General features: G+C 66.3%; 22 protein-coding genes and 1 riboswitch. Of the genes, 13 read left to right on the top strand and 9 right to left on the bottom strand.

Annotated features, from left to right (window positions below):
- Positions 1-2 precede the first annotated feature (2 nt).
- Both ACSQ8Y_RS26125 and ACSQ8Y_RS26120 read left to right on the top strand, forming a co-directional pair.
- The gene (locus ACSQ8Y_RS26125) at positions 3-410 is read left to right on the top strand and encodes a hypothetical protein (protein ID WP_436269317.1); all 408 of its coding nucleotides are present in this window, start codon (positions 3-5) and stop codon (positions 408-410) included.
- A gap of 14 nt (positions 411-424) precedes the next feature.
- Positions 425-1,528, top strand: coding sequence for a hypothetical protein (locus tag ACSQ8Y_RS26120; protein ID WP_436269316.1), 1,104 nt, complete (start codon positions 425-427; stop codon positions 1,526-1,528).
- Between the two features lies 1 nt (position 1,529).
- Here the strand turns inward: ACSQ8Y_RS26120 and ACSQ8Y_RS26115 are convergent, their stop codons facing one another.
- From ACSQ8Y_RS26115 to ACSQ8Y_RS26100, 4 genes are all read right to left on the bottom strand, one after another.
- A complete protein-coding gene (locus ACSQ8Y_RS26115) occupies positions 1,530-2,207 on the bottom strand; it encodes an N-acetyltransferase family protein (RefSeq protein ID WP_436269315.1) in 678 nt (225 codons plus the stop codon).
- Between the two features lie 92 nt (positions 2,208-2,299).
- Positions 2,300-3,556, bottom strand: a complete 1,257-nt coding sequence (locus ACSQ8Y_RS26110) for a multifunctional CCA addition/repair protein (protein WP_436269914.1) — start codon at positions 3,554-3,556, stop codon at positions 2,300-2,302.
- A 16-nt stretch (positions 3,557-3,572) separates the two neighbouring features.
- A complete protein-coding gene (locus ACSQ8Y_RS26105) occupies positions 3,573-4,289 on the bottom strand; it encodes a glutathione S-transferase family protein (protein WP_436269314.1) in 717 nt (238 codons plus the stop codon).
- Positions 4,290-4,323: 34 nt separating this feature from the next.
- Complete coding sequence (locus ACSQ8Y_RS26100; protein ID WP_436269313.1) at positions 4,324-6,303, bottom strand: transglycosylase SLT domain-containing protein; 1,980 nt, start codon at positions 6,301-6,303, stop codon at positions 4,324-4,326.
- A 37-nt stretch (positions 6,304-6,340) separates the two neighbouring features.
- Here ACSQ8Y_RS26100 and ACSQ8Y_RS26095 point away from each other — a divergent pair, with 37 nt between their 5' ends.
- The gene (locus ACSQ8Y_RS26095; protein WP_436269312.1) at positions 6,341-6,943 is read left to right on the top strand and encodes a 5-formyltetrahydrofolate cyclo-ligase; all 603 of its coding nucleotides are present in this window, start codon (positions 6,341-6,343) and stop codon (positions 6,941-6,943) included.
- A gap of 126 nt (positions 6,944-7,069) precedes the next feature.
- On the opposite strand, the gene metF is transcribed toward ACSQ8Y_RS26095, so the two are convergent.
- The 4 genes from metF to metK all read right to left on the bottom strand — a co-directional run bounded on the left by metF (position 7,070) and on the right by metK (position 11,139).
- Positions 7,070-7,897, bottom strand: coding sequence for a methylenetetrahydrofolate reductase [NAD(P)H] (metF, locus tag ACSQ8Y_RS26090; protein WP_436269311.1), 828 nt, complete (start codon positions 7,895-7,897; stop codon positions 7,070-7,072).
- Positions 7,884-8,240: a phage holin family protein gene (locus ACSQ8Y_RS26085; protein WP_436269310.1), complete on the bottom strand. Its 357-nt coding sequence runs from the start codon at positions 8,238-8,240 to the stop codon at positions 7,884-7,886. Before ACSQ8Y_RS26085 ends, metF begins: the two co-directional genes overlap by 14 nt.
- 124 nt (positions 8,241-8,364) lie before the next feature.
- A complete protein-coding gene (gene ahcY, locus ACSQ8Y_RS26080) occupies positions 8,365-9,780 on the bottom strand; it encodes an adenosylhomocysteinase (RefSeq protein ID WP_436269309.1) in 1,416 nt (471 codons plus the stop codon).
- 27 nt (positions 9,781-9,807) lie between these two features.
- Positions 9,808-9,885: riboswitch (S-adenosyl-L-homocysteine riboswitch) on the bottom strand.
- An 84-nt stretch (positions 9,886-9,969) separates the two neighbouring features.
- Complete coding sequence (gene metK, locus ACSQ8Y_RS26075) at positions 9,970-11,139, bottom strand: methionine adenosyltransferase (RefSeq protein ID WP_436269308.1); 1,170 nt, start codon at positions 11,137-11,139, stop codon at positions 9,970-9,972.
- A 184-nt stretch (positions 11,140-11,323) separates the two neighbouring features.
- Here metK and ACSQ8Y_RS26070 point away from each other — a divergent pair, with 184 nt between their 5' ends.
- Genes ACSQ8Y_RS26070 through dapF form a run of 3 tightly spaced genes read left to right on the top strand, consistent with a single transcriptional unit; the run spans position 11,324 to position 13,960 of the window.
- Positions 11,324-12,178: a lysophospholipid acyltransferase family protein gene (locus tag ACSQ8Y_RS26070; protein ID WP_436269307.1), complete on the top strand. Its 855-nt coding sequence runs from the start codon at positions 11,324-11,326 to the stop codon at positions 12,176-12,178.
- A complete protein-coding gene (locus tag ACSQ8Y_RS26065; RefSeq protein WP_436269306.1) occupies positions 12,175-13,077 on the top strand; it encodes an LpxL/LpxP family acyltransferase in 903 nt (300 codons plus the stop codon). Before ACSQ8Y_RS26070 ends, ACSQ8Y_RS26065 begins: the two co-directional genes overlap by 4 nt.
- Positions 13,078-13,096: 19 nt before the next feature.
- Positions 13,097-13,960: a diaminopimelate epimerase gene (gene dapF, locus ACSQ8Y_RS26060; protein WP_436269305.1), complete on the top strand. Its 864-nt coding sequence runs from the start codon at positions 13,097-13,099 to the stop codon at positions 13,958-13,960.
- Positions 13,961-14,099: 139 nt separating this feature from the next.
- Here the strand turns inward: dapF and ACSQ8Y_RS26055 are convergent, their stop codons facing one another.
- Positions 14,100-15,746 carry a hypothetical protein gene (locus ACSQ8Y_RS26055; protein WP_436269304.1) on the bottom strand — a complete coding sequence of 549 codons (1,647 nt, stop codon included), beginning with the start codon at positions 15,744-15,746 and terminating at the stop codon, positions 14,100-14,102.
- A gap of 470 nt (positions 15,747-16,216) precedes the next feature.
- Here ACSQ8Y_RS26055 and ACSQ8Y_RS26050 point away from each other — a divergent pair, with 470 nt between their 5' ends.
- From ACSQ8Y_RS26050 to ACSQ8Y_RS26020, 7 genes are all read left to right on the top strand, one after another.
- A complete protein-coding gene (locus ACSQ8Y_RS26050) occupies positions 16,217-17,293 on the top strand; it encodes a porin (RefSeq protein WP_436269303.1) in 1,077 nt (358 codons plus the stop codon).
- A 252-nt stretch (positions 17,294-17,545) separates the two neighbouring features.
- Complete coding sequence (locus tag ACSQ8Y_RS26045; protein WP_436269302.1) at positions 17,546-18,847, top strand: porin; 1,302 nt, start codon at positions 17,546-17,548, stop codon at positions 18,845-18,847.
- A gap of 105 nt (positions 18,848-18,952) precedes the next feature.
- Complete coding sequence (locus tag ACSQ8Y_RS26040; RefSeq protein WP_436269301.1) at positions 18,953-19,624, top strand: DUF484 family protein; 672 nt, start codon at positions 18,953-18,955, stop codon at positions 19,622-19,624.
- A 4-nt stretch (positions 19,625-19,628) separates the two neighbouring features.
- Positions 19,629-20,558 carry a tyrosine recombinase XerC gene (locus tag ACSQ8Y_RS26035; RefSeq protein WP_436269300.1) on the top strand — a complete coding sequence of 310 codons (930 nt, stop codon included), beginning with the start codon at positions 19,629-19,631 and terminating at the stop codon, positions 20,556-20,558.
- Between the two features lie 111 nt (positions 20,559-20,669).
- Positions 20,670-21,731, top strand: coding sequence for a CobW family GTP-binding protein (locus ACSQ8Y_RS26030; protein ID WP_436269299.1), 1,062 nt, complete (start codon positions 20,670-20,672; stop codon positions 21,729-21,731).
- Positions 21,732-21,855: 124 nt separating this feature from the next.
- Positions 21,856-22,308 (top strand): RNA polymerase-binding protein DksA, encoded by a 453-nt coding sequence (gene dksA, locus ACSQ8Y_RS26025; RefSeq protein ID WP_436269298.1) that lies wholly within the window; start codon positions 21,856-21,858, stop codon positions 22,306-22,308.
- A 168-nt stretch (positions 22,309-22,476) separates the two neighbouring features.
- Positions 22,477-23,982, top strand: coding sequence for an STAS domain-containing protein (locus tag ACSQ8Y_RS26020; protein ID WP_436269297.1), 1,506 nt, complete (start codon positions 22,477-22,479; stop codon positions 23,980-23,982).
- Positions 23,983-24,044: the final 62 nt, after the last annotated feature.

Genomic DNA, 24,044 nt, shown 5'->3' with positions numbered 1-24,044 from the left:
CTATGAATCACAAATATTTTGCCGGCGGCAGCAGCTTGCTGCTGGCCGCCGCGCTGGCCATGCCTGCGCGCGCCGAACTGGTGGTGATCGTCTCGTCCAAGGCCAGCGCGCCGGCCGCCGAGCTGATCTGCCAGGCCTACCTCGGCAAGACCAAGCAGCCGGCCCCGGTCAACCTGCCCGAAAAGAACGCCGCGCGCGACCAGTTCTACGCCAAGGCCTGCCACAAGGATCCGGCGCAAGTGCGCTCGATCTGGTCCAAGCTCATCTTCACAGGCGGCGGCACGCCGCCGCAGGAAGTCGAGAGCGAGCAGGACATGAAAAAGACCGTCGCCGCCGATCCCACCCGCATCGGCTATATCGATAAGAAAGACGTGGACGCCAGCGTCAAGATCGTCGCCACCCTGAACTGATTCCGAGCTTACCTATGAAGAAACTGATTACCGGCCTGCTGCTGGGCGCCGCCAGCATGGGCGCCGCGCACGCGGGCGACCTGACCATCTCCGGCTTCGGCACCCTGGCCGCCGGCAAAGCCTACGGCGGCACCAGCGGCCAGTGGAACGAATTCGACTGCCCCTGCTTCATCGCCAACTACGAGCACGGCGCGGTCTACGACAAGCGCCGCGTCAGCCTGGCCGAGGAATCGCTGGCCGGCGTGCAGCTCAAGTACAAGTTCAGCGAGCAGCTGTCGGCCACCGCCCAGGTGGTCAGCCGCGCGTCCGAGAAAATGAAGGGCGAGATCGACTGGGCCTACCTGACCTGGGACATCACGCCCGACACCACGCTGCAGGCGGGCCGCCGCCGCCTGCCGATCTACGCCTTCTCCGACAGCGTCTACATCGGCTACACGCTGCCGTGGATACGCGTGCCGCAGGACATCTACGGCTGGGAAATCGGCGCCTACAATGGCGTCAACCTCAGCCACCGCAAGACCATAGGCGACTGGGCCGTGATCGGCAACATCTTCACCGGCCAGGAAGTCAGCAAGAACAACAAGGAGATGGAGCGCATCTACTACGCCGCGCCGGTGGACGACGCCTGGAAACGCATCCTGGGCGGCTACCTGGACGTGTCGAACGACTTCATGGGCCTGCGCCTGATCTATATGCAGAACACCATAGACCTGACCAGCCGTCCGCCGGCGGTCGAGGACGCCACCGAGGTGCGCGGCCTGCGCCAGCGCATCATGGGCATTTCGGCCAGCGTGGACTACGAGAACATCCTGTTCCGCGCCGAAGCGAACCAGTTCCGCCGTCCGGCCCAGGACTACAAGGCCAACAGCTGGACCGCCACGCTGGGCTACAAGCTGGGCGACTTCACGCCGCTGGTGGGCTATTCGCACTACACGGAAAAGCTGACCGACCTGTACACCGACCTGCAGATCGACAATACGCGCTTCGTCGCCATCCGCTGGGACTTCCGCAAGAATATGGACTTGAAGATCCAGTTCGACAAGGTGATCGACCGCAGCGCGATTCCGTTCAGCGGCAACGCCAAGCTGGTCAGCGTGGCGCTGGACGCGGTGTTCTAGGCTAGGAGCTGTTCTTGCGCCCGGGCAGCTTGTCGAGCCATTTGACGGCGGCCCGGGTGTTCGCTTTCAGCGCGTAGTCCAGCGTGGCGAACTGTTCCTCGACCGCCTCCTGCAGCACGCTGCCCGGGTTGGGCGCCGGCAGCTTCAGGTAGGCGTCCGCCTCGCCATAGTCGCGCTGGATTTCCATGCCCGCCTTCTTTGCGATATGCATCATGGTCTGGTTCGACGACAGGCAGTGCATATACAGCGTATCGACATCGTTGTTGCGGCAATGGATGGCGGCGCGCTCGAACAACTTCGCGCCTATGCCCAGCCCGCGCGCCGATTTCGACACCGACACGCCGAATTCGGCCACCCGCTCCTTCTCGGTGGCCGACTGCTTCGCTTCCTTGGGCGCGAACGCCAGGTGGCCGACCGCCACCAGCTTGAACAGGCGGTTGTAGACGCCGAACACCATGTCGCGCGCGAAGTCGATGCCGAACACATAGTTGGTGACCTGCTCGTCCTGCGCGTGGTAGCCGAAACGCAGCAGGCGGTCGGCTTTTTCGAGGGCGATGAAATGCTTCAGCATGCGCCGGCGGTCGCGCTCGGCGAGCTCCTTGACCAGCACGGTCGGCCGGTACGCGCTGCCGCCCAGCCAGCGCCGCAGCGGGTTTCGAAACAGGTTCAGTCTGGTCATGGCTCACTCCCTCGCCGCCCGTTGTGCGGTGCAGCATGAACTCCCATTGTATAGGAATCGCGCTGCGCCGGCCGAGCACGGCCTCCGCCCTCCTATTCCTCGTCGCCGGATGGCCCTCCCGCCGCCGCCAGCGCAGCGCGTACCGCGGCGACGCGGGCGCTGTGGATCAGCTCGGGGATGCGCTGCGGCTGTTCGGCACTGCGCTGGGCGATCTCGCCGGCGTTCACGGCGCGCGCGGCGGCCAGCGCCGCCTCCAGATGCGCCAGTTGCGGGAAGGGTTTGTCGCGGAAGCTCACGCCCTTGCCCTCGCGGCCGCAGGAGTCGCACTCGGTGGCCAGCAGCATCTGCGTGAAGCGGGCCGGCTTGCGGAAGGCGTCGCAGCGCTCGAGCAGGGTGACGATGGTGTTGGGCCGCAGCTGCAGCGCGCGGCCGACGTTGCCGTGCTCGCGCGCCGTCATCACGGCCAGGTCGCGGCAGTCGCTCGGCACCTTCAGGCGCTTGCATACCTGCTCGACCAGCTTGGCGCCCTCGCCTTCGTGACCGTGGTGGGCCGGCCATTTCTCCGGCGGCGTGACACCCTTGCCGAGGTCGTGCATCAGGCAGGCGAAGCGCACCGCCAGCCCGTGTCCGCGCGCGGCGGCGTAGTCGGCCACCAGCAGCATGTGGGCGCCGGTGTCGATTTCGGGGTGGTGCGTCTCCGGCTGCGGCACGCCCCACAGCGCGTCCAGTTCGGGCAGGATGCGCGCCAGCGCGCCGCAGTCGCGCAGCACTTGCAGCATGCGCGACGGCTTGTGCTCCATCAGCCCGCGCGACAGTTCCTGCCACACGCGCTCCGGCACCAGGGCGTCGACCTCGCCCTGCGCCACCATCTGCTTCATCAATTCATTGGTTTCCGGCGCCACCGTAAAATCGGCGTAGCGCGCGGCGAAGCGGGCCACGCGCAGGATGCGCACCGGGTCTTCCGCGAAGGCCTCGGAGACGTGGCGGAAGATGCGCTGTTCGATGTCGCGGCGGCCGTTGAAGGGGTCGGTCAGGGTGCCGTCCTCGGCCTTGGCGATGGCGTTGATGGTGAGGTCGCGCCGCACCAGGTCCTCCTCCAGCGTGACGTCGGCCGAGGTGTGGAACACGAAGCCCTTGTAGCCAGGCGCGGTCTTGCGTTCGGTGCGCGCCAGCGCGTATTCCTCCTGCGTCTGCGGATGGAGGAACACCGGGAAGTCCTTGCCGACCGGGCGGAAGCCCTGTTTGAGCATGTCCTCCGGCGTGGCGCCGACGACCACGTGGTCGTGGTCCTGCACCGGCAGGCCGAGCAGCTCATCGCGCACGGCGCCGCCCACCACGTAGATCCGCATCGCCATCGCCCTACCCTCAGTCCGGCATTTCCGCGTCGTGCAGCGGGCAGGTTTCGGTTTCGGCCATGGCCTCGTCTATCCAGCGCGCCACGGCCGGATGCGCGCGCACGCGCTCGCAATACGCTTGCAGCGCCGGCGGCAGGGTTACGCCGTAGGTGTGGAAGCGCATCACCACCGGCGCGTAGTAGGCGTCGGCGATCGAAAACTCGCCGAACAGGAACTGGTGGTGGCCGAAGCGGCTCAGGCACTCTTCCCAGATTTCGCTGATGCGGCCGATGTCGGCCTGGGTGCCGGGCGTGCGGCCCTTGCCCGGATAGCGGCCCTTGATGTTCATCGACATGGAATTGCGCAGGCTGGCGAAGCCGGAATGCATCTCGGCGCAGACCGAACGGGCCATCGCGCGCGCGGCCACGTCCTGCGGCCACAGGTGCTTTTCCTGGAACTGCTCGGCCAGGTATTCGCAAATGGCCAGGCTGTCCCAGACCGTCATTTCGCCGGCCAGCAGCACCGGCACGCGGCCGCAAGCCGAGTATTCGGCGATCTTGTTGGCGGTGTCGGACTGGTCCAGCAGCACGCGCACTTCCTGGAAGGGGATGTTGAAGGCGGTCATCGCCACCCAGGGGCGCATCGACCACGAGGAGTAGTTCTTGTTGCCGATGACGAGGGTCAGCCCGGGCTTGCGCGCGGTGGCCAGGGTTTGCGTCAGCGTGGGATCCAGTTCGGTGGTTTGCATGGGGGTTCCTGAGTTTGAATGATACTTGCCGGGCCTAGCGGCCGCCGTAGGTGGCTTCGGCGCGTTCCTGTTCGGTATAACCCTTGGGTCCGACCGTGCCCAGGCGCGCTTTGAGCGACTGCGGGCGGCCTTCGAACAGGGCCGCGTAATAGGTGGCGTTCGCCATCACGTTTTTCACGTAGACGCGCGTTTCGAAGTAGGGGATCGATTCGATGAAGACTGCGCTTTCCATCGGCCGGCTCATGGTCGAGCGCCACGTGCGCAAGCGGCCGGGGCCGGCGTTGTAGGCGGCCGTGGCCAGCACTTGCGAGCCGTCCATGCTGCCCAGCACCATGTTCATGTAATTGGTGCCCAGCATGATGTTGGTCTTCACGTCGGTGATCGCGTCCTGCACGAAATCGGTGACGCCGATCTTCTTGGCCACCCAGCGCGCGGTGGACGGCATCACCTGCATCAGGCCGGAGGCGCCGGCGTGCGATTGCGCATCCATGATGAAGCGCGATTCCTGGCGGATGATGCCGTACACCCAGGCCTTGTCCAGACCCAGCGTCTGCGTGGCCGGATGCATGATGTCGTCGTGCGGCGACGGGTAGCGCTGCGTGTAGTCGACCTGCACGCGGGTGCGGTCCGAGGTGTTGACCATGCGGTCCAGGATGTGGTTCTGGCGCGCGAATTCGGCGGCGGCCAGGTGCTCGCGCTCGTTGAGGCTGCGCAGCTCCCAGTTCCATTCGCGCGTGCCTTCGAAGCGCAAGCGCATGCTGAAGAACTTGAGCGCGCGCTGGAAGCCGCTGCGTTCGCCGATCGCGGCCACCTCGGCCGGCGCGAGCGGCGCGCCCGGCGGCGGAATCGAAATCAGCCGGCCCAGCTCCTCCTGCGCCAGCAAGCCGTAGAAGCCGCCCTGCTCGACGATGCCGCGCAGCAGCTGGGCCGCTTCGGGCGTCGCTTGCGCGGCGTTCGCTTCGGCCATCAGCGCGCGCGCCTTCCAGTAGACCCAGGCCGGATCGGCGCGCAGCGCCTCCGGCATGGCGGCGATAGTGCGTTTGACCTGCTTCCAGTCGCCGTCGCGCAGCGCGATGCGGGTCTTCCACTGGTGCTGGTCGAGCGACAGCGGCGCGCCTTCGGACTTGCGCCAGTAGTCGCCGGTTTCCGGCGACAGCGAGTACGACGATTGCAGCGCGATGCCGGCCCAGCCGATCGCCTGCTCCTGTGCCGTCAGCCTGGGCGCGGCCTTTTCCAGCGCCAGCACGGCCAGCTTGACGCTGGTCTTGGCTGCGCGGCCGACCGCCACCAGGAAGGTTTCATGGTCGACCCGGCCCACGCCCGGCCCCTTGGCCATGGCCACCAGCGGCAGGTCGACCGCCTGCGTGATCTTCTTGTCCACGCCGCCCAGCAGCAGGATGGCGCGGCGCGCCTGGCCGGTGGCGTTGAATTCGCCCGCCAGGCGCACTTGCGCCCACACGTCCTCGGCGCTGAACTGGCCGGCCTGGAACAGCGTGGCGATCAGCCCGGCACACGCTTCGCCGTAGCCGCTGGGCGCAGTCAGCAGGGCGCGCGCGTCGTCGGCCACTTTCAGGCCCTTGAGCGCCTTCGACTGCAGGGCGTAGCATTTGACCTGGGTATCGTCGTTGAGCACGAACTGCGGCAGCTGGTCGTCGAAATTCGGCCAGTCCTTCTTGCGGCCCAGTTCGAGCAGCCAGTCGTTGCGCAAGCGGTCGGCGATGGCGCTGCCTTCGTAACGCTTGAGGAATTCGCGGATCTCGTAGGTGGTGGCGTCACGCCAGTGCGATTTCAGCCGATAATAATCGACATAGGATGGAATCGAATAATTGGGCAAGCGGGCGGCGTAGAAGTCCGCCTTCGGCGTTTCGTCCTTGCGCACGGCTTCGCGCAGCAGCAGGAAGGCGTCGTCTTCTTTGCGGGTGTCCGCGCCGGCGTCCTGGGCGTGGGCCAGCGTGGCAAAGGCGCATGTGGCTGCAACTGCGGCGCCGGCAATCCATTTCGACGGGGAAATCAATGTACGACTCTCAAAAAATTCAAGACAGATCCAAGACATGAGCAGCGACCCTAGAATACCACGCAACACCAGCCAGCCCCTAGCGCCGGCAGAGCCCGGCAACCCGAAAGCGGCGCTGCGCAAACAGATGCTGGCCGCGCGCCGCGCGCTCGAGCCGGACACGCGCGCGCGCTGGGACCGCGCGCTGTGCGAACAGGTGGTGGCGTGGCAGCTGAAAAGCAAGGTGGCGGCGCTGGGCGTGTACTGGCCGCTGCGCGACGAGCCGGACTTGAACGCGGCCTACGCCGAGCTGGCGCGGCGCGGCGTGCGGCTGCTGCTGCCCGTGGTGGTGCAAAGGGACGCGGCGCTGGAATTCGCCGACTGGCGCATCGGCGAGGCGATGGTGAAAGACACGATGGGGGTGGCGGTGCCGGCCGAATTGCGGATGGAGCCCTACCCGCCGGCGCTGCTGGTGCCCTGCCTGGGCTACAACCGGCACGGCTACCGCCTGGGCTACGGCGGCGGCTTCTACGACCGCACGCTGGCCCGCGCGCCGCGCCCGGCCACGGTCGGCATCGCATACTCCTGCCTGCAAGCCGACTTCCCGGATGATAGCCACGACATTGCGCTCGATACCGTGCTGACGGAGCTGGCGGCTTAGGCACGTCGTGTAACAGCGAACGCTAACCCGCCCCGCGCGAGACGCAATACGGGGATACGGGATACGCGATCCGCCACGCTCTACCGCAGGGCGGCTTGGCACCGGCGGCGCGTAAGCCGCCAGGCCTCAGACCAGCCGCTGCCACAGCGCCGTGGTGGCCGCCGTCTGGTTCATGCTGTAGAAGTGCAGGCCGGGCGCGCCGCCGGCCAGCAGGCGTTCGCACAGGCTGCCCACCACGTCCAGGCCGAAGGCCTTGATGGACGCGCTGTCGTCGCCGTAGCTGGCCAGCTTCAGGCGCACCCAGCGCGGGATCTCGGCGCCGCACATGTCGGAGAAGCGCATCAGCTGCGTGTAGTTGGTGATCGGCATGATGCCGGCCACGATGGGCACGGTGATGCCCAGCTTGCCGGTCTGCTCGACGAACTGGAAGTAGGCGTCGGCGTTGTAGAAGTACTGGGTGATGGCGGCGTCGGCGCCGGCCTTCACTTTGCGCTCGAAGGCCAGCAAATCGTCCTGCGGCGACTTGGCCTGCGGGTGCACTTCCGGGTAGGCCGCCACTTCGATGCGGAACCAGTCGCCGGTCTCGGCGCGGATGAATTCGACCAGCTCGTTGGCGTAGCGGAACTCGCCGGAGGCGCCGTAGCCGCTCGGCAGGTCGCCGCGCAGCGCCACGATGCGCTTGATGCCGTGCGATTTGTATTCGTTCAGCAGGGCGCGGATGGACTCGCGCGTGCCGCCGATGCACGACAGGTGGGGCGCGGCGTCGTCACCGGCGGCGAGGATTTCGCGCACCGTGTCGAGCGTGCCGTTCTGCGTGGTGCCGCCGGCGCCGAAGGTCACGGAAAAATACTTGGGATGCAGCTCGGACAGCTTGGCGCGCACCGCGCGCAGCTTCTCGGCGCCTTCCGCCGTCTTCGGCGGGTAAAACTCGATACTGAAATTAGGGGTTTCCATCGGCATTCTTCAGAAGTAAGGTGGACAAAGCCCAGGAAATCACGCTGTATAAAATCGCGCCGCCCATGGCAGCCCAGAAGCTGTCCACGTGGAAGCCGTCGACCCAGTGCGCCACCAGCCAGAACATGAAGCCGTTGACGACCAGGATGAACAGGCCCAGCGACAGCACCGTCACCGGCAGGGTGAGCAGCAGCAGGACGGGACGTATCAGTGTGTTGACCAGGCCCAGCACTAAGGCTGCGACCAGGGCTGCGCCCATGCTCGTGACATCGACGGAATGCATCAGGTAGGGAACGGCGAACAGTGCCACCGCATTGATTAACCAGGTAAGGACCAAACGCATAGATAGCCTCGCATCAAACAGGCGCCGGCGCCGATGTCATTCCCGCGTACGCGGGAATCCATGCTGCGCCGGCATGGCCACGGTGTAGGGATTCCCGCCTGCGCGGGAATGACCATGCCGCGACTTAATAACGGTAGTGCTCAGGCTTGTAAGGGCCTTCTTTTTTCACGTTGATGTAGGCGGCCTGCTCTGCGGTCAGCTCGGTCAGCTGCGCGTTCAGCTTGCGCAGCTGCAAACGGGCGACCTTCTCGTCCAGGTGCTTGGGCAGCACGTACACGCCGACCGGGTAGGCCTTGGTGTTGACGAACAGCTCGATCTGGGCGATGGTCTGGTTGGCGAAGGACGACGACATCACGTACGACGGGTGGCCCGTGCCGCAGCCCAGGTTCACCAGGCGGCCTTCGGCCAGCAGGATGATGCGCTTGCCGCTAGGGAAGATCACGTGGTCGACCTGCGGCTTGATGTTGTCCCACTCGTATTTCTTCAGCGACGCGACGTCGATCTCGTTGTCGAAGTGGCCGATGTTGCAGACGATGGCCTGGTCCTTCATGGCCAGCATGTGCGCTTCGGTCAGGATGTGGTAGTTGCCGGTGCAGGTGACGAAGATGTCGCCGTGTTCGGCGGCGTAGTCCATGGTCACGACGCGGTAGCCTTCCATCGCCGCCTGCAGCGCGCAGATCGGATCGATTTCGGTGACCCACACTTGCGCCGACAGCGCGCGCATGGCCTGGGCCGAACCCTTGCCCACATCGCCGTAGCCGGCGATGACGGCGATCTTGCCGGCGATCATCACGTCGGTGGCGCGCTTGATGCCGTCGACCAGCGATTCGCGGCAGCCGTACAGGTTGTCGAACTTGGACTTGGTGACCGAGTCGTTGACGTTGATGGCAGGGAAAGCCAGCTTGCCTTCCTTGTGCATCTGGTACAGGCGGTGCACGCCGGTGGTGGTTTCCTCGGTCACGCCCAGGATGGCCGGCAGGCGCTTGGAGTACCAGGCGGGGTCCTTGGCCAGGTGGGCCTTGATCGATTTGAACAGGCAGATCTCTTCTTCCGAACCCGGGTTGGCCAGCACCGAGATGTCGGTCTCGGCGCGGGTGCCCAGGTGCAGCAGCAGGGTGGCGTCGCCGCCGTCGTCGAGGATCATGTTCGAGTACACGCCGTCGCCCGGCCACTCGAAGATGCGGTGGGTGTAGTCCCAGTATTCGTCCAGCGACTCGCCCTTGACGGCGAACACCGGGGTGCCGACGGCGGCGATGGCCGCTGCGGCGTGGTCCTGGGTCGAGTAGATATTGCACGAGGCCCAGCGCACTTGCGCGCCCAGGGCTTCCAGCGTGCGGATCAGCACGGCGGTCTGGATGGTCATGTGCAGGGAACCGGTGATGCGCGCGCCCTTGAGCGGCTGGGCTGCGGCGAATTCCTCGCGGATCGCCATCAGGCCGGGCATTTCGGTTTCGGCGATCTTGATTTCTTTTTCGCCCCACGCGGCCAGGCCGATGTCAGCGATGATGTAGTCTTGTGCGGATTTGAGTACGGCGTTCATCACGCCCTCCTTTCAATGGTTGAAAAAGGTACGTGAGCGCGGTGTTGATTTCCGAGCCTGGCCTGCCTGGTACTTGCTTGGCGGGTCGCAGCGCTCCTCGGAAGAGGGATTCTAGCAGAAAAACCCGCCGCGTCCATAGCCGCGGCGGCGATGCAGCATGCTTGCTACAGCACGCTTACTTCAGCATGCTTACTTCAGGCCGGCGGCCGCGCGCAGGGCCGCGACCTTGTCGGTGCGCTCCCAGGTGAATTCCGGCTCTTCGCGGCCGAAGTGGCCGTAGGCTGCGGTCTTCTGGTAGATCGGGCGCAGCAGGTCCAGCATCTGCACGATGCCCTTCGGGCGCAGGTCGAAGTGTTCCAGCACCAGCTTGGCGATCGCGTCGTCCGAAATGACGCCCGTGCCTTCGGTGTAGACCGTGATGTTGATCGGGCGGGCGATGCCGATGGCGTATGACACCTGCACCTGGCACTGGCGCGCCAGGCCGGCGGCGACGATGTTCTTGGCCACGTAGCGCGCGGCGTAGGCGGCCGAACGGTCAACCTTGGACGGATCCTTGCCGGAGAACGCGCCGCCGCCGTGCGGCGCCGCGCCGCCGTAGGTGTCGACGATGATCTTGCGGCCGGTCAGGCCGCAGTCGCCCTGCGGGCCGCCGATGACGAAACGGCCGGTCGGGTTGACCAGGAATTTGGTGTCCTTCAGCCAGCCGGCCGGCAGCACAGGCTTGATGATCTCTTCGATCACGGCTTCCTCGATCTGCTTGTGGCTCACTTCCGGCGCGTGCTGGGTCGACAGCACCACGGTGTCGACGGCGACGGGACGGCCGTCGACGTAGCGCAGCGTCACTTGCGACTTGGCGTCCGGACGCAGCCATGGCAGGCGGCCGTCCTTGCGCAGCTGCGACTGGCGCTCGACCAGGCGGTGCGAGTAGTAGATCGCGGCAGGCATCAGTTCCGGGGTCTCGTCGCAGGCGTAGCCGAACATCAGGCCCTGGTCGCCGGCGCCTTGGTCCAGGTCCAGGCCCGCGCCCTCGTCCACGCCCTGGGCGATGTCCGGCGACTGCTTGTCGTAGCACACCATCACGGCGCAACCGCGGTAGTCGATGCCGTAGTCGGTGTTGTCGTAGCCGATGCGCTTGATGGTCTCGCGCGCCACTTGAATATAATCGACGTTGGCGAAGGTGGTGATCTCGCCGGCCAGCACCACCAGGCCGGTGTTGCACAGCGTTTCGGCGGCGACGCGCGCTTTGGGATCCTGCGCCAGGATGGCGTCGAGGATGGCGTCGGAAATCTGGTCGGCGACCTTGTCCGGGTGGCCTTCGGACACGGATTCCGAGGTGAAGAGGTAATCGTTGGAAGACATCGCAAGCTCCTGATACGTTTGGTAAACATGTCGCAACAACCAAACTGGCTTGCGACGCTTTAGCGATATTTATATTCCGCTTCGCAAGTTGTCTGTTAACTCAGCGGATACTGCATACGTGGTATTTTACGCTTCTTTTAAAAACTTTTGGCAGAGCAAAGCTTTTTTTGCCGGACCTGAACACATGCTCGTCTCCCTCTTCCGCTTTCTATCCCACTTCCCCTTGCCGGTGCTGCATGCGCTGGGCGCCGCGCTCGGCTGGCTGGTGTATTTGCTGTCGCCCTCGCACCGCCGCCGCATGCGCGACAATATGCGCCAGGCCGGCTATGAGCGCCATCTGGGCGCGGCCATCGCCGAGTCCGGCAAGAGCATACTGGAGCTGCCCTTCATCTGGTGCGCGGCGCCGGAGCGCGTGTCGCGCCACGCCAGCACCGAGAACTGGGAGCTGGTGCAAACGGCATTGGACGTCGGGCGCGGCATTGTATTCCTCACGCCACACCTTGGCTGTTTTGAAATTGTCGCCCAGGAAATTGCGCTGCGCACCGAGCTGATGGTGATGTACCGGCCGCCGAAAAAGGAGGCGCTCAAGCCGCTCATCGAGGGCGCCCGCGCGCGCAAGAACCTGCTGCTGGCGCCGGCCACTATGTCCGGCGTGCGCATGCTGGCCAAGACGCTGAAGAAGGGCATGCCCATCGGCCTGCTGCCGGACCAGGTGCCGCAGGAGGGCGAAGGCGTGTTCGCCAACTTCTTCGGCCGCAGCGCCTACACCATGACCTTGCCGGCCAAGCTGGCGCAGATGGGCGACGCGGTGGTCATCGTCACCTACGCCGAACGGCTGCCTTTCGGGCGCGGCTATGTGATCCGCTTCGTGCCGTTCGAGGACACGCTGGCCGGCAGCAGCGCCGAACAGGCGCGCGCCATCAACGCGGCCATGGAACGGCTGATCGCGCGCGCGCCGGCGCAATATTATTGGAGCTACAACCGCTACAAGGTGCCGGCCGGCGCCGCTGCCGCGGCAGCCACGGCGGAGACGCCATGAGGGCGCTGCTGGGATTCATGTGGCTGCTGCACTGGCTGCCGCTGCCGGTGCTGGGCCGTTTCGGCGCGGCGGTCGGCTCGCTGCTGTTCATCGTCATGAAGCCGCGGCGCGACATCACGCTGGTCAATCTGCGCCTGTGCCTGCCCGAACTGTCGGAGGCCGAGCGCACCGCGCTGGCGCGGCGCCATTTCCAGGCCTACTCGCGCAGCGTGTTCGAACGCTCCATCCTGTGGTGGGCCTCGCCGGCGCGGCTGCAGCGCCTGATCCGGGTGGTGTCCTTCGACGGCGCCCATCCGGACACCGCCGGCGTGCCCGTGCAGGCCATGACGGACCGGCCCACCATCCTGCTGTGCCCGCACTTCGTGTGCCTGGACGTGGCCGGCGCGGCGATCGCCATGCAAGCCTCGGCCTCGTCCATGTACGTGCAGCAGAAGAACGCCGTGTTCGACAAGGTGCTGCGCGACGGCCGCGCGCGCTTCAAGCCGGTGCGCCTGTTCACGCGCCTGGACGGCATCAAGCCCATCCTGCGCGCGCTGAAGGAAAAGCTGCCCTACTTCATGCTGCCGGACATGGATTTCGGCGAGAAGGATGCCGAATTCGTGCCCTTCTTCGGGGTGCCGGCCGCGACCCTGTCGGCCACCGGCCGCATCGCCGCCGCCACCGGCGCCCAGGTGATGCCGGTGATCTCCACCTTCTTGCCCAACTACCAGGGCTGGCAGGTACAATTCTATCAACCATGGGACGATTATCCGGGTCCGGACATGGTGGAGGCCACGCGCCGCATGAACGCCTTTATCGAGGAGCGCGTGCGCGAGGCCCCGGCGGAATATTTCTGGACACACAAGCGCTTCAAAACGCGTCCCAACGGCGAACCTTCCTTCTACGGCAAGGCGCGCTAGCACGACTACACGACAGACTATGAAACTCAAATTCACCAAGATGCACGGCGCCGGCAATGACTTCGTGGTCATCGACGCCATCGGCCAGCAGATCGATTTCACGCCAGCGCAGTGGAAGCAGCTGGGCGACCGCCGCTTCGGCGTCGGTGCCGACCAGATGCTGGTGGTGGAAAAGCCGACCCGGCCGGGTTGCGACTTCCGCTACCGCATCTTCAACAGCGACGGCGGCGAGGTCGAACAGTGCGGCAACGGCGCGCGCGCCTTCGCCAGGTTCGTTTCGGAAAAAGGCCTGACCGGCAAGCGCAGCATCACCGTCGAGACCATGGCCGGCGTGATCGCGCCGCGCCTGGAGGACGACGGCAGCGTGACGGTGGACATGGGCGCGCCGGTACTGGCCCCGGCCCTGGTGCCGTTCGACGCCGACGGCCTGCAGGGCGTGGCCGAGGGCCAGGACACCTTGTGGCCGCTGGTGCTGGAACTGGGCGGCGACAAGGAGACCGTGCTGGTGTCGGTGGTATCGATGGGCAACCCGCACGCGGTGCAGCTGGTGGGCGACGTCGACAGCGCGCCGGTGGAACTGACCGGTCCGCTGATCGAGCACCATCCGCGCTTCCCGCGCCGGGTCAACGCCGGCTTCATGCAACTGGTGGACCGCCAGCACATCCGCCTGCGCGTGTTCGAGCGCGGCGTGGGCGAAACGCTGGCCTGCGGCACAGGCACTTGCGCGGCAGTGGTGGCCGGCATCCGGCGCGGCCTGCTCGACTCGCCGGTGAAGGTGGACGCGCGCGGCGGGCAGTTGTCCATCGCCTGGGCGGGCGAAGGCCAGCCGGTCTGGCTGACCGGCCCGGCCGTGACGGTGTTTGAAGGCGAAATAGAAATCTAGGCCCAGCCTGGGCCACGGGCCAGCGTCCCCGGCTCGGCGTCCCCGGCTCGGCGCCCCCATCATTCCCGTGCAAACGGGAATCCCGTTCGGCGGCCTTGCCAGCGAGGCATGGATTCCCGCTTGAGCGGGAATGACACGGTCAGGCCGGCAACAGCCCGTCGTTTGCGCTGTCTTCCGGCAGCCAGGTTTTCAAGCGGTACAGCCGCTGGCGGTAATTGCCCTCCGGGCCGGACAGGCCGGCGTCGACGCTGTCGAACAGGCGCGCGACCCGGTCCAGCGCCTGCCGCTGCTGGGCGCTGTGCACCAGCACCAGGCGGCGCTTGCTGCGCCCGTAGCTGGCGCGGATATCGACCACCAGGCAATGGCCCCGGTCGGCCGCCTTCACATCCAGCAACAAGGCTTCGGCCCGCGTCAGCCCGAACAGCCCGGCCAGCTCGACGCGCGCAGCCAGCAGCGGCTGGTTGCGCTGCATTTCGCGCGATATCCCCGGCAAGCCTGCAGCCCAGCTCGGGACGCCGCCATCGGGCGCGATGCGGCGCAACGCGCCCTGCGCCTCCACGCTGCCCTGCCCGGCCGCCTTCTGCAGCCAGTAGGCGGCGCGCACATCGCTTTCCTCGTCGCCGCGCCGGGTGCGCCAGGCGTGGATGCCGCACTCCAGCTGCGCCGCGCTGTGTCCCATGTCGGCCGCGCGCTCCAGGCAGGCTTGCGCCTCGCTCACGCTGCGCTGCGAGAATTCCGGTTTGATATAGATGCGCGACAGCGCGAACCAGGCGTCCGCCAGGCCCTGCTCGCCGGCCTGCGTCAGCCAGCGGATGGCGCGCTTGAAGTTGACGGCCGCGATGCCGCCGTGGATGCGCTGGCCGTCGCTGTTCATGCGCGCGAACCACAATCCCAGCGCCAGCTGGGCGGTGCGGTCGCCGCCGTGCGCAGCCAGTTCGCGGCAGCGCAGCGCGGTCTCGTCTGCCTCGATGTCCTCGCCCAGCCCGGGCTGGCCGCCCGCCTCCAGCGCTTCGGCCAGCGCCTGGGCGCAGCGCGACAGCAGCAGCACTTGCTGCGGCCCGGCTTGCCAACCGCCGAGGCGGGCGGCCTCGGCGTCGGGCGGCGCGTCCTGCAGCAACTGGCGCGCCAGCGGCAGCGCCTGCTCCAGATAGGCGGCGCGGGACAGTCGTTCCCAGGCGGCGTCGAGCGCGGCGTACTGCAAGGGCACGGCCTGCGGGATATGAGGGGGGAAGTCGGGAACGAAGTGCGGCATAGGGGCTTCCATCGCGGGCGCGGGCGACTGGCTGGCGGCCGGCGCGGGCGTCAAGCGCTGCAGCGCCTGCAGTTGCAGCGCGTCCGGCAAGCCGGCCCGCACCGCCGCGTCCAGCGCCTGCATGGCCTTGGCGCGCAGGGCGGCCCGGGCGGCGGCGGCCGCGCCGGCCACGCCCAAGGCGCCGGCCACGCCGGCCGCACCCAGCACGGCGGCCTCGCCGACCGGCCCCAGCAGCACCAGCTGCGCCAGCACCAAGCCGGCCGGCAGCACGCCAGCCTCCCAGGCCCGCTCGTACCAAGGCAGCACCGCCTCGCGGCTGTGCTGCGCGTGTTCATAGCCGACGTGGTTGCCGATCAGGCGCCATGCCTCGTCGCGGCCCTGCGCCGCCGCGCGATGCAGCCAGTGCAGCGCGGTGGGCAGGCTTTGCGGCAAGCTGGCGCCGCCGAACAGATACAGTTTTCCCAAGGCCAATTGGCATTGGGGATCCCCGGCGCGCGCCCCTCTGATCATTACTAGTTCTTCACGATTTGCCATCGTTCCACTATTAATATGATTCAATCAAGAAAACGCTGCGTGCAAAGCGCCCGGCCGATACCGGCCAAGCGCTTCGCGTATGTCAATCTTGCCACATTCCAACAAAGCCAGCCCAGACAAATGTAACACTAAGTGTAGTTTTAATACCAAAGTGTTGCGCGCCTATTTGCTAAGTAATTGATATCGCTCAAGTTATACCCCCTCGTGTTACGTGTACGCTGAATAGCAATCCATTAACTATAGGAAAGGAACACCCATCCCGCCAGGGCGCTGTGGACAGCTATTCAAGCGTTTCAAAAATACAACAAGAAACGACATTTTTTGGGCTTTCGACCAATACAGCCCCTCATAATCGACCAATCCTTCGTCTCTGCAGCAGCCAGCAATTAAGGTTTAGAGCAGTTAAGTGCCGAGTGCACGCGCTTTCATGTTTTTAGCTCTTTGACCGATTTCTCTTAAAGGAAGAACAAATGAAAAAATCATTAGTGGCCCTGGCACTGTTAGGCGCTTTCGCAGGAGCTCACGCGCAATCGTCCGTCACTATTTACGGCACGATCGATGCCGGCATTTCGAAAACCACGGGCACCACCGCCCAGATCGGCAAGCGCGACAATAACAAACTCGGTTTCCGCGGCGTCGAAGACCTGGGCAGCGGCCTGAAAGCCCTGTTCCAACTGGAAATCCGCTACGAGCCGGACACCGGCACCATTGAAAGCACCAGCGGTGCCAACAGCCGCCCACTGTTCCAGGGCCAGAGCCGCGTCGGCCTGCAAGGCGACTTCGGCACCGTGCGCCTGGGCCGTGGCCTGACCCCGTTCCAGGAAACCGTCACCGCCTTCGAACCGTGGAACGGCTTGCCAGCCGTGGCCGGTTTCCAGACCAACCTGCAGGTGGCCGGCTATAACAGCGACCCGCTGGCCCCTCCCGGCGCATCCGGCAACCGCTTCTCGAACGCGGTCTGGTACAACACCCCTGTCGTCAGCGGCTTCCAGCTGAACGTGGCCGTGGCCGCCAAGGAAGCGCTGGGCAACACCACCGCCATCATCGGCCGCGGTACCGCCCTGGCGCCGCAGTACGGCGTCAACGCCATGCCGTCCGCCAACCCATGGGGCGCCAGCGCCACCTACACGCTGAACCAGTTCGCCGCCTTCGCAGCGTATGAGCGCAACGCCATCGAAACGAAGATGTGGTCGGTGGGCGCGTCGTACAAGCCGCTGCCGGCGCTCAAGCTGATGGCGTCCTACCAGAAGCAGGACCAGGACCACACTGTGGTATCGACCGCCGCCAACCACGAGACCGATGCCTGGGTGATCGGCGCCAACTACACCATGGGCCCTGGCAAGCTGCTGCTGGGCTACGGCCAGAAGACGCCGGACCGCATCCTGAAAACCAAGCAGGCGTCGATCGGCTACGAATACAACCTCTCGACCCGTACCTATATCTACTTCGACCTGTCGAACAAGAAGACCCCGCTGCCGGCGGCGGTCGCAACGACCAACGACAGCACCGTCAACCACTACTCGGTGGGCGTGCACCACAACTTCTGATGCCCGGGCCGCCTCGGCGGCCATCGGCATCAGCCTGGACGGACCCGCGCGCGGGTCCGTTTTTTTCTTCCGGCACGCCGTTCCCGTCGAATCCGGGGCGTTTTCTTGGCGCGCTGTGACTTTTTCGCAACTGTGACCGCAGAAGCCAACATGGCTTTCTGTACAAGGTTAGCCCGCCATGTCATATTGGTTGCACCGGATTAGTACGCACGTACTATTTTGAGTACATACGAATAATTCATTGGAGACTGCATGAAAACTAAATTGCTCGCAGCGGGTATTGCCGCTTGCTTCGCCCTGCCGGCCATGGCCCAGTCCTCGGTCACGATCTACGGCATTGCCGACGCCGGCGTGATGTATGTCAACAACGGCGGCGGCGACGCACGCACCAAGCTGGTCAGCGGTATCGCCGACGGCTCCCGCCTCGGCTTCCGCGGCGTGGAAGACATCGGCGGCGGCTACAAGGCCATCTTCAACCTGGAAGCGCGGGTTGAACTCGACACCGGCCGCCAGCAAACCGGCAACCTGAGCAGCAATCGCACGCTGGCCCTGACCGACGGCCTGAACCTGACGATCCCCGGCTTGCCGGCAGCCGTCGGCGCCGCCGTCACCAACATCGTGGTGGGCGCGGTCAACCCGGCCGTCAACGTCAACCCGAACAACGCGCTGTTCGACCGCACCTCGATGGTCGGCCTGGTGACGCCGGTGGGCGCGGTCCTGCTGGGCCGCATGTACACGCCCGGCTACGAAGTGCTGGCCGCCGGCGACGTGTTCGAATCGGGCACGGCAGCGGGCTGGGGCGGCATAGTAGGCGGCACCGGCGGCCTGCTGACGGCCGGCGTGGCGATCCGTTCCGACAAGTCGATCCAGTACCGCATGGAACTGCCGAACGGCCTCAAGGCATCCGCCATGTACGGCACCGAGAAGTCGGGCTACATCGGCCTGGACAAGCGCTCCTGGGGCGCCAATGTGCGCTACGTGGCCAACGGCTGGGACCTGGGCCTGGGCCACAACCACGGCACCGACCAGGTCGGCGCACGCGGTCTGATCACGACCACCCTGGCCGGCGCCTACTCCTTCGACCAGTGGAAACTGTTCGCCGGCGCGCACAAGCAGAAGAACGAAAACTCGGTCATCATCCGCCTGGTCGGCGACACCCTGGCGGCCCAGCTGCCGGCCGGCCTGCCGGCCGCCGTGGCGCCGCTGATCCCGACCATGCTGGCCCGCATCAACACCACCTTGAAACGCAACTTCTACCTGGACGCGATCAGCTACCAGGTCGGCCTGCACTACAAAGTGGGCGCCGGCCGCATCATGGCTTCGGTCGTGCGCCAGGACGACAAGCGCGCCGACGCCAGCGACGCCACCCAGTACGGCCTGGGCTACGACTACAACCTGTCCAAGCGCACCGACGTGTACGCGATCGCCGCCTACATCAAGAACGAGAACGACGGCCAGTACGCGATCGGCGCGGCCAGCGCCTCGGGCGGCTTCACCTCGAAGCCGGGCCAGTCCAGCAAGGGCATCCAGCTCGGCATGCGCCACCGCTTCTAAGCCCGGCCCGGGCCGTGCACCGAAAGACGCCTGCGGGCGTCTTTTTTATTGGCGGCTCGGTTAGAATGTGGATTGCCTCTTTACATACCGACACACTGCACACCAATGATCGCTTCCCTGGACTCCGCCGCCGTACTGCAATACCTGACCGACCACCCGCACTTCTTCGAAGAGCACGCCAGCTTGCTGGGCGACGTCAAACTGTCCAGCCCCCTGACCGGGCGCGCCGTCTCGCTGCAGGAGCGCCAGATGGAAGTGATGCGCGACAAGTACAAGGCGCTGGAACTGCGCATGGCCGAACTGGCGCGCCACGCCAAGGAAAACGAGACCATCGCCGGCCGCTTCCACACCTGGACCCAGGCCCTGCTGCAGGTGCGCGAGGACGGCGCCATGCCGCGCGTGCTGGCCGACAGCCTGAAGTCCAGCTTCCACGTGCCGCAAGCGACGCTGCGCCTGTGGCAAACCCGGGCCGAGCACGAGGACCAGTGGTTCACCGCCGGCGCCTCGGACGACGCGCGCCTCTTCGCCAACAGCCTGCAGGCCCCGTACTGCGGCGCCAACAACGATTTCGAAGCCGTGCGCTGGCTGGAGGACGCCGGCCACATCCAGTCCACCGTCATCATCCCGCTGCGCAAGCCGGGCAGCAAGAGCGGCGCTTTCGGCCTGCTGATCCTGGGCTCGCCGGACTCCGAACGCTTCACCTCGCTGATGGCGACCGACTTCCTGGTCCACATCGGCGAAACCGCCAGCACCGCGCTGGCGCCGCTGCTGGCCTGAGGCCATGGACGAGCGCGGCAAAGCCGAGTGGGCCGACGCCTATCTGGCCCACCTGCGCGAGCAGCGCAAGCTGTCGCCCCACACCACGGCCGCCTACGGCCGCGACCTGGCCGAACTGGCCGCGCTGAGCGGCGACACGCCGTGGCCGGCGCTGGCCCAGGCCGACGTGCGGCGCTACGCCGCCCGGCTGCACGGCAAGGCGCTGGAGCCGCGCTCTATCGCCCGCAAGCTGTCGAGCTGGCGCGGCTTCTTCGACTGGCTGGCCGGGCACACCGCGCTGGCGGTCAACCCGGCGCAAGGCGTGCGCGCCCCGAAACGTCCCAAGACCCTGCCCAAGGCGCTGCCGGTGGACGACGCCGTGCGCCTGGTGGCGACCCCGGCGCGCACGCACGCGGCCGCACGCGAGCCCGCCGAGCTGTGCAACCACGCCATGTTCGAACTGCTGTATTCGAGCGGGCTGCGGGTGTCCGAGCTGGCCGGGCTGGACCTGCACTATACGAAGGACGCGCCGGGATGGCTGGAGCAAGGCAGCGCCGACGTCACCGTGCTCGGCAAGGGCGGCAAGCGCCGCACGGTGCCGGTCGGCCAGGCTGCGATGGCCGCCATCGCGGCTTGGCTGGCGGTGCGTCCGGCGCCGGCCGACGGCAGCCAGGCGCTGTTCCTGAGCACGCGCGGCACGCGCATCTCGCCGCGCGTGGTGCAGCTGCGCCTGAAGGCGCACGGCCTGGCCACCGGCGCGCCGGCCAGCGTGCATCCGCACATGCTGCGCCATTCCTTCGCCTCCCACCTGCTGCAATCGTCCGGCGACCTGCGCGCCGTGCAGGACATGCTGGGCCACGCCACCATCGCCTCGACCCAGGTCTACACGGCGCTGGACTTCCAGCACCTGGCCAAGGTCTACGACCAGGCCCATCCGCGCGCCAAGCTCAAATAAACGCTCCGTGCGCTGGATCAAGGCTGGCGTTTGGCCGCCCGGCGGAAAATCCGGCATAATCGCTCGATTCCCGGTCCGCCTGGCGGACCCAACCTTTATCGGCACGCTGACATGGCACTCATCCCCACCACCATCCTGACCGGCTTCCTCGGCGCAGGCAAAACCACGCTGCTCAACCGCATCCTGCAGGAAAGCCACGGCATGCGCATCGCCGTCATCGAGAACGAATTCGGGCCGGAAAACATCGACAACGAGATCCTGGTGCAGGACAGCAAGGAACAAATCGTCGAGATGAACAACGGCTGCATCTGCTGCACCGTGCGCGGCGACCTGATCGTGGCGCTGTCCAACCTGGCGCAAAAGCGCGCCGCCGGCGAGCTGAACTTCGACCGCGTGGTGATCGAGACCACCGGCCTGGCCAATCCGGGCCCGGTGGCGCAAACCTTCTTCATGGACGACGAGGTGGCCAGCCACTACATGCTCGACGCCATCGTCACCGTGGTCGACGCGCGCCACGCCATGCAGCAGCTGGACGACAACGAGGAAGCCCAGCGCCAGGTCGGTTTCGCCGACAAGCTGCTGCTGTCCAAGGCCGACCTGGTGGACCAGGCCGTGCTCGACGAACTGCTGCCGCGCCTCAAGCGCATCAACCCGCGCGCCCCGCTCAGCCGCTCGGACTTCGGCGCCGCGCCGATTGCGGAAGTGCTGGACCTGAAGGGCTTCAACCTGAACGACAAGCTGGAACTGGACCCGGACTTCCTGGCCGCCGAAGAGCACGCCCACGAACACGGGCACGACCATGAACATGGGCACGACCACGAGCACGGCGAGCACTGCAACCATCCCAGCCACGACCATCACCACAGCCACCACACCGACGACATCGCCGCTTTCGTGTTCAAGAGCGCGCGTCCTTTCGACAGCGCCAAGCTGGACGAATTCCTCGGCGGACTGGTCAATGTGTACGGTCCTCGCATGTTGCGCTACAAAGGCGTATTGTTGATGCAAGGCGCCGAGCGCAAGGTGGTTTTCCAGGGCGTGCACCAAATGATGGGCAGCGACCTGGGCGCGAAGTGGGCCGAAGGCGAGGAACGTGGCAGCAAAATGGTATTTATTGGCAAAAATCTACCGAAAGACATCTTTATTAGCGGTTTAGAACAATGTTTGGTATAAACTAACCCGGTTTTGTGGGGTGCCGGTTAGCAACGAGGTAACAACTCGGATGCCGGCGCGGTTGCCGGTTTCATCGCGCAACTGAAAATTTGAAAACTCTGTCGTATCGAAGGTAAGCGAAGTGATGACTAAAACTAATAAATCGACCCCCGCCGCTATCGAAGAAGCCCGCCTGCTCACGGAAGAAGAAATTCTGAAGATGGGCGAAGCGGACTACATGAACCCGGCGCAAATGGCATTCTTCAAGGCCAAGCTGCAAACCCTTGAGAAAGAGCTGCTGAAAAATGCCGGCGAGACGACCGAACACCTGCGCGAAACCGTGCTCGTGCCGGACCCTGCCGACCGTGCGACCATCGAGGAAGAGCACGCACTGGAACTGCGCACCCGCGACCGCGAGCGCAAGCTGCTGAAGAAGGTGCAGCAATCCATTGCCGCCATCGACAACAACGAATATGGCTGGTGCGAAGAAACCGGCGAACCGATCGGCATTCCACGCCTGATCGCGCGCCCGACCGCCACCCTGTCGCTGGAAGCGCAGCAGCGCCGCGAACTGAAGCAGAAGCTGTACGGCGACTAAGCCAGCCGCCCCGTCAGCCTCTCCATGCGCATGGGCGCAGGCGGGCGACTCACTCACGAAAAAGCATGCAGCCACGCGGCGCATGCTTTTTTTGTTTCCGGGTGCGGGAACGCACGGAAAAGGCTTGCTCTTCGGCTACACTAATAGTCCTGCATAGCGAGGAACGCCGTGGGCCTGTTTTCCCTGTTCAAGAAAGGCAAGCCGGACGCCGCCGCCCAGGACGGCGACGACGAGGCCGCACGCCTGGCCGCCAACAGCGAAGCGCAGCGGGCCAGCGCCGCCGCCGGCAGCCAGCTGCAGCGCGACATCGCGCGCGCCACGACGCTGAAGATCGACGCCATCGAGGCGGCCATGGAGGCCGACATTTTCAACACGCCCGAGCCGGCCTGGGGCAGCCGCGCGCCGCGCCCACCCCAAGCCGGGAAGGCGCCCGCCCCCGCCGGCCAGCCGGACCATCCCGACACCCTGCCGCTGCTGGAGGCCCACACCACCCAGCTGCTGGCCGACGATGAAATGCCGGCCCCGGTGGCGGCCGAGGCCAGCGCGCCGGTGGTCGAGGAAAGCGCCATCCTGTACGCCAACGGCCAGGGCGCCATCGCCGAGCAGATGCTGTCCGGTGCGCTGGCCGAGGCCGCCGCGTGCGGCGCCGGCCAGCGGCAGGACCGCACCGTCTGGTGGCTGCTGTTCGACCTGTACCAGGTCGAAGGCATGCAGCAGCAGTTCGACAGCCTGTCGATCGACTACGCCAGCACCTTCGAAGTGTCGCCGCCCGCATGGCGCGGCCCCGTCGCCGTTGCCGCCGGGCCTGCGGGCGCGGCCGGTATGGCCGTCCCGGCCGCTTCCCGCCCGGCCGCAGCCGAGGCTGCCGGCGCAACGGCCGCGCCTGGGGCATGGCCGGCATCGGCCGCCGCCGCCGAACCTGCAGCCCCTGCAGCCTACAGCGGCGTCACGCCGATGCTGGCATTCCCCGCCGAGCTGGATGCCGGCGCCGCCACGCTGCTCGAGCAACTGCAAAGGCATGCTGCCGGCGCGCCGCTGCGGCTCGATTTCAGCCGCGTGGGCGAGGTCGACGCAGCCGGCTGCGCGCTGCTGCTGGCGGCCCTGCAAAGCCTGCGGAAGCAGGGCCGCGAACTGATCGTGGTCGCTGCCGCCGAGCTGGCCGCGCTGCTGCGCGCCGGCATCGAGGTCGGCCACCGCGGCGACGGCGAAGCGCGCTGGCTGCTGCTGCTCGAACTGCTGCAGCTGCTGCACCGCGAAAAGGAGTTCGAAGAAACCAGCATGGACTACTGCATCACCTTCGAAGTGTCGCCGCCGCCCTACGCACCGCCGGCGCCGCAGCAAGTGGCCACCGCCGCGCGCCAGTCCGCGCCGGCGGCGGCGGCCGCGTCCGACCGCTTCATGCTGCCGCCCGTCATCGAGGGCAACTGCACCGCCCTGCTGGACGCGGTCAGCGCCTATGCCGGCCAGTACCCTGCCTTGGTGTTCGACTGCTCGCGCCTGGCGCGGCTGGACTACGGCGCCGCCAACCAGCTGCTGGCGCGCCTGCAAATGCTGGCCAGCGGCGGCGATGGCGCCAGAAGAGTAGAATTCCGCGAAGTGAACCATCTGGTGGCGGCCCTGCTGCGCCTGCTCGGCTACGCCGGCCTGGCGCGCATCTTTGCCCACAAGTACTAGCCCGTCAGTACCAGCCCGTCTTGCAATTCGCTATCCCAGCCCCATTTCAAGGGCTGGCGCCT

The sequence above is a fragment of the Pseudoduganella sp. LjRoot289 genome, assembly GCF_964252925.1.
Classification (GTDB): Bacteria; Pseudomonadota; Gammaproteobacteria; order Burkholderiales; family Burkholderiaceae_D; genus Rugamonas.
This window is presented reverse-complemented; position numbering and strand designations above follow the sequence as displayed.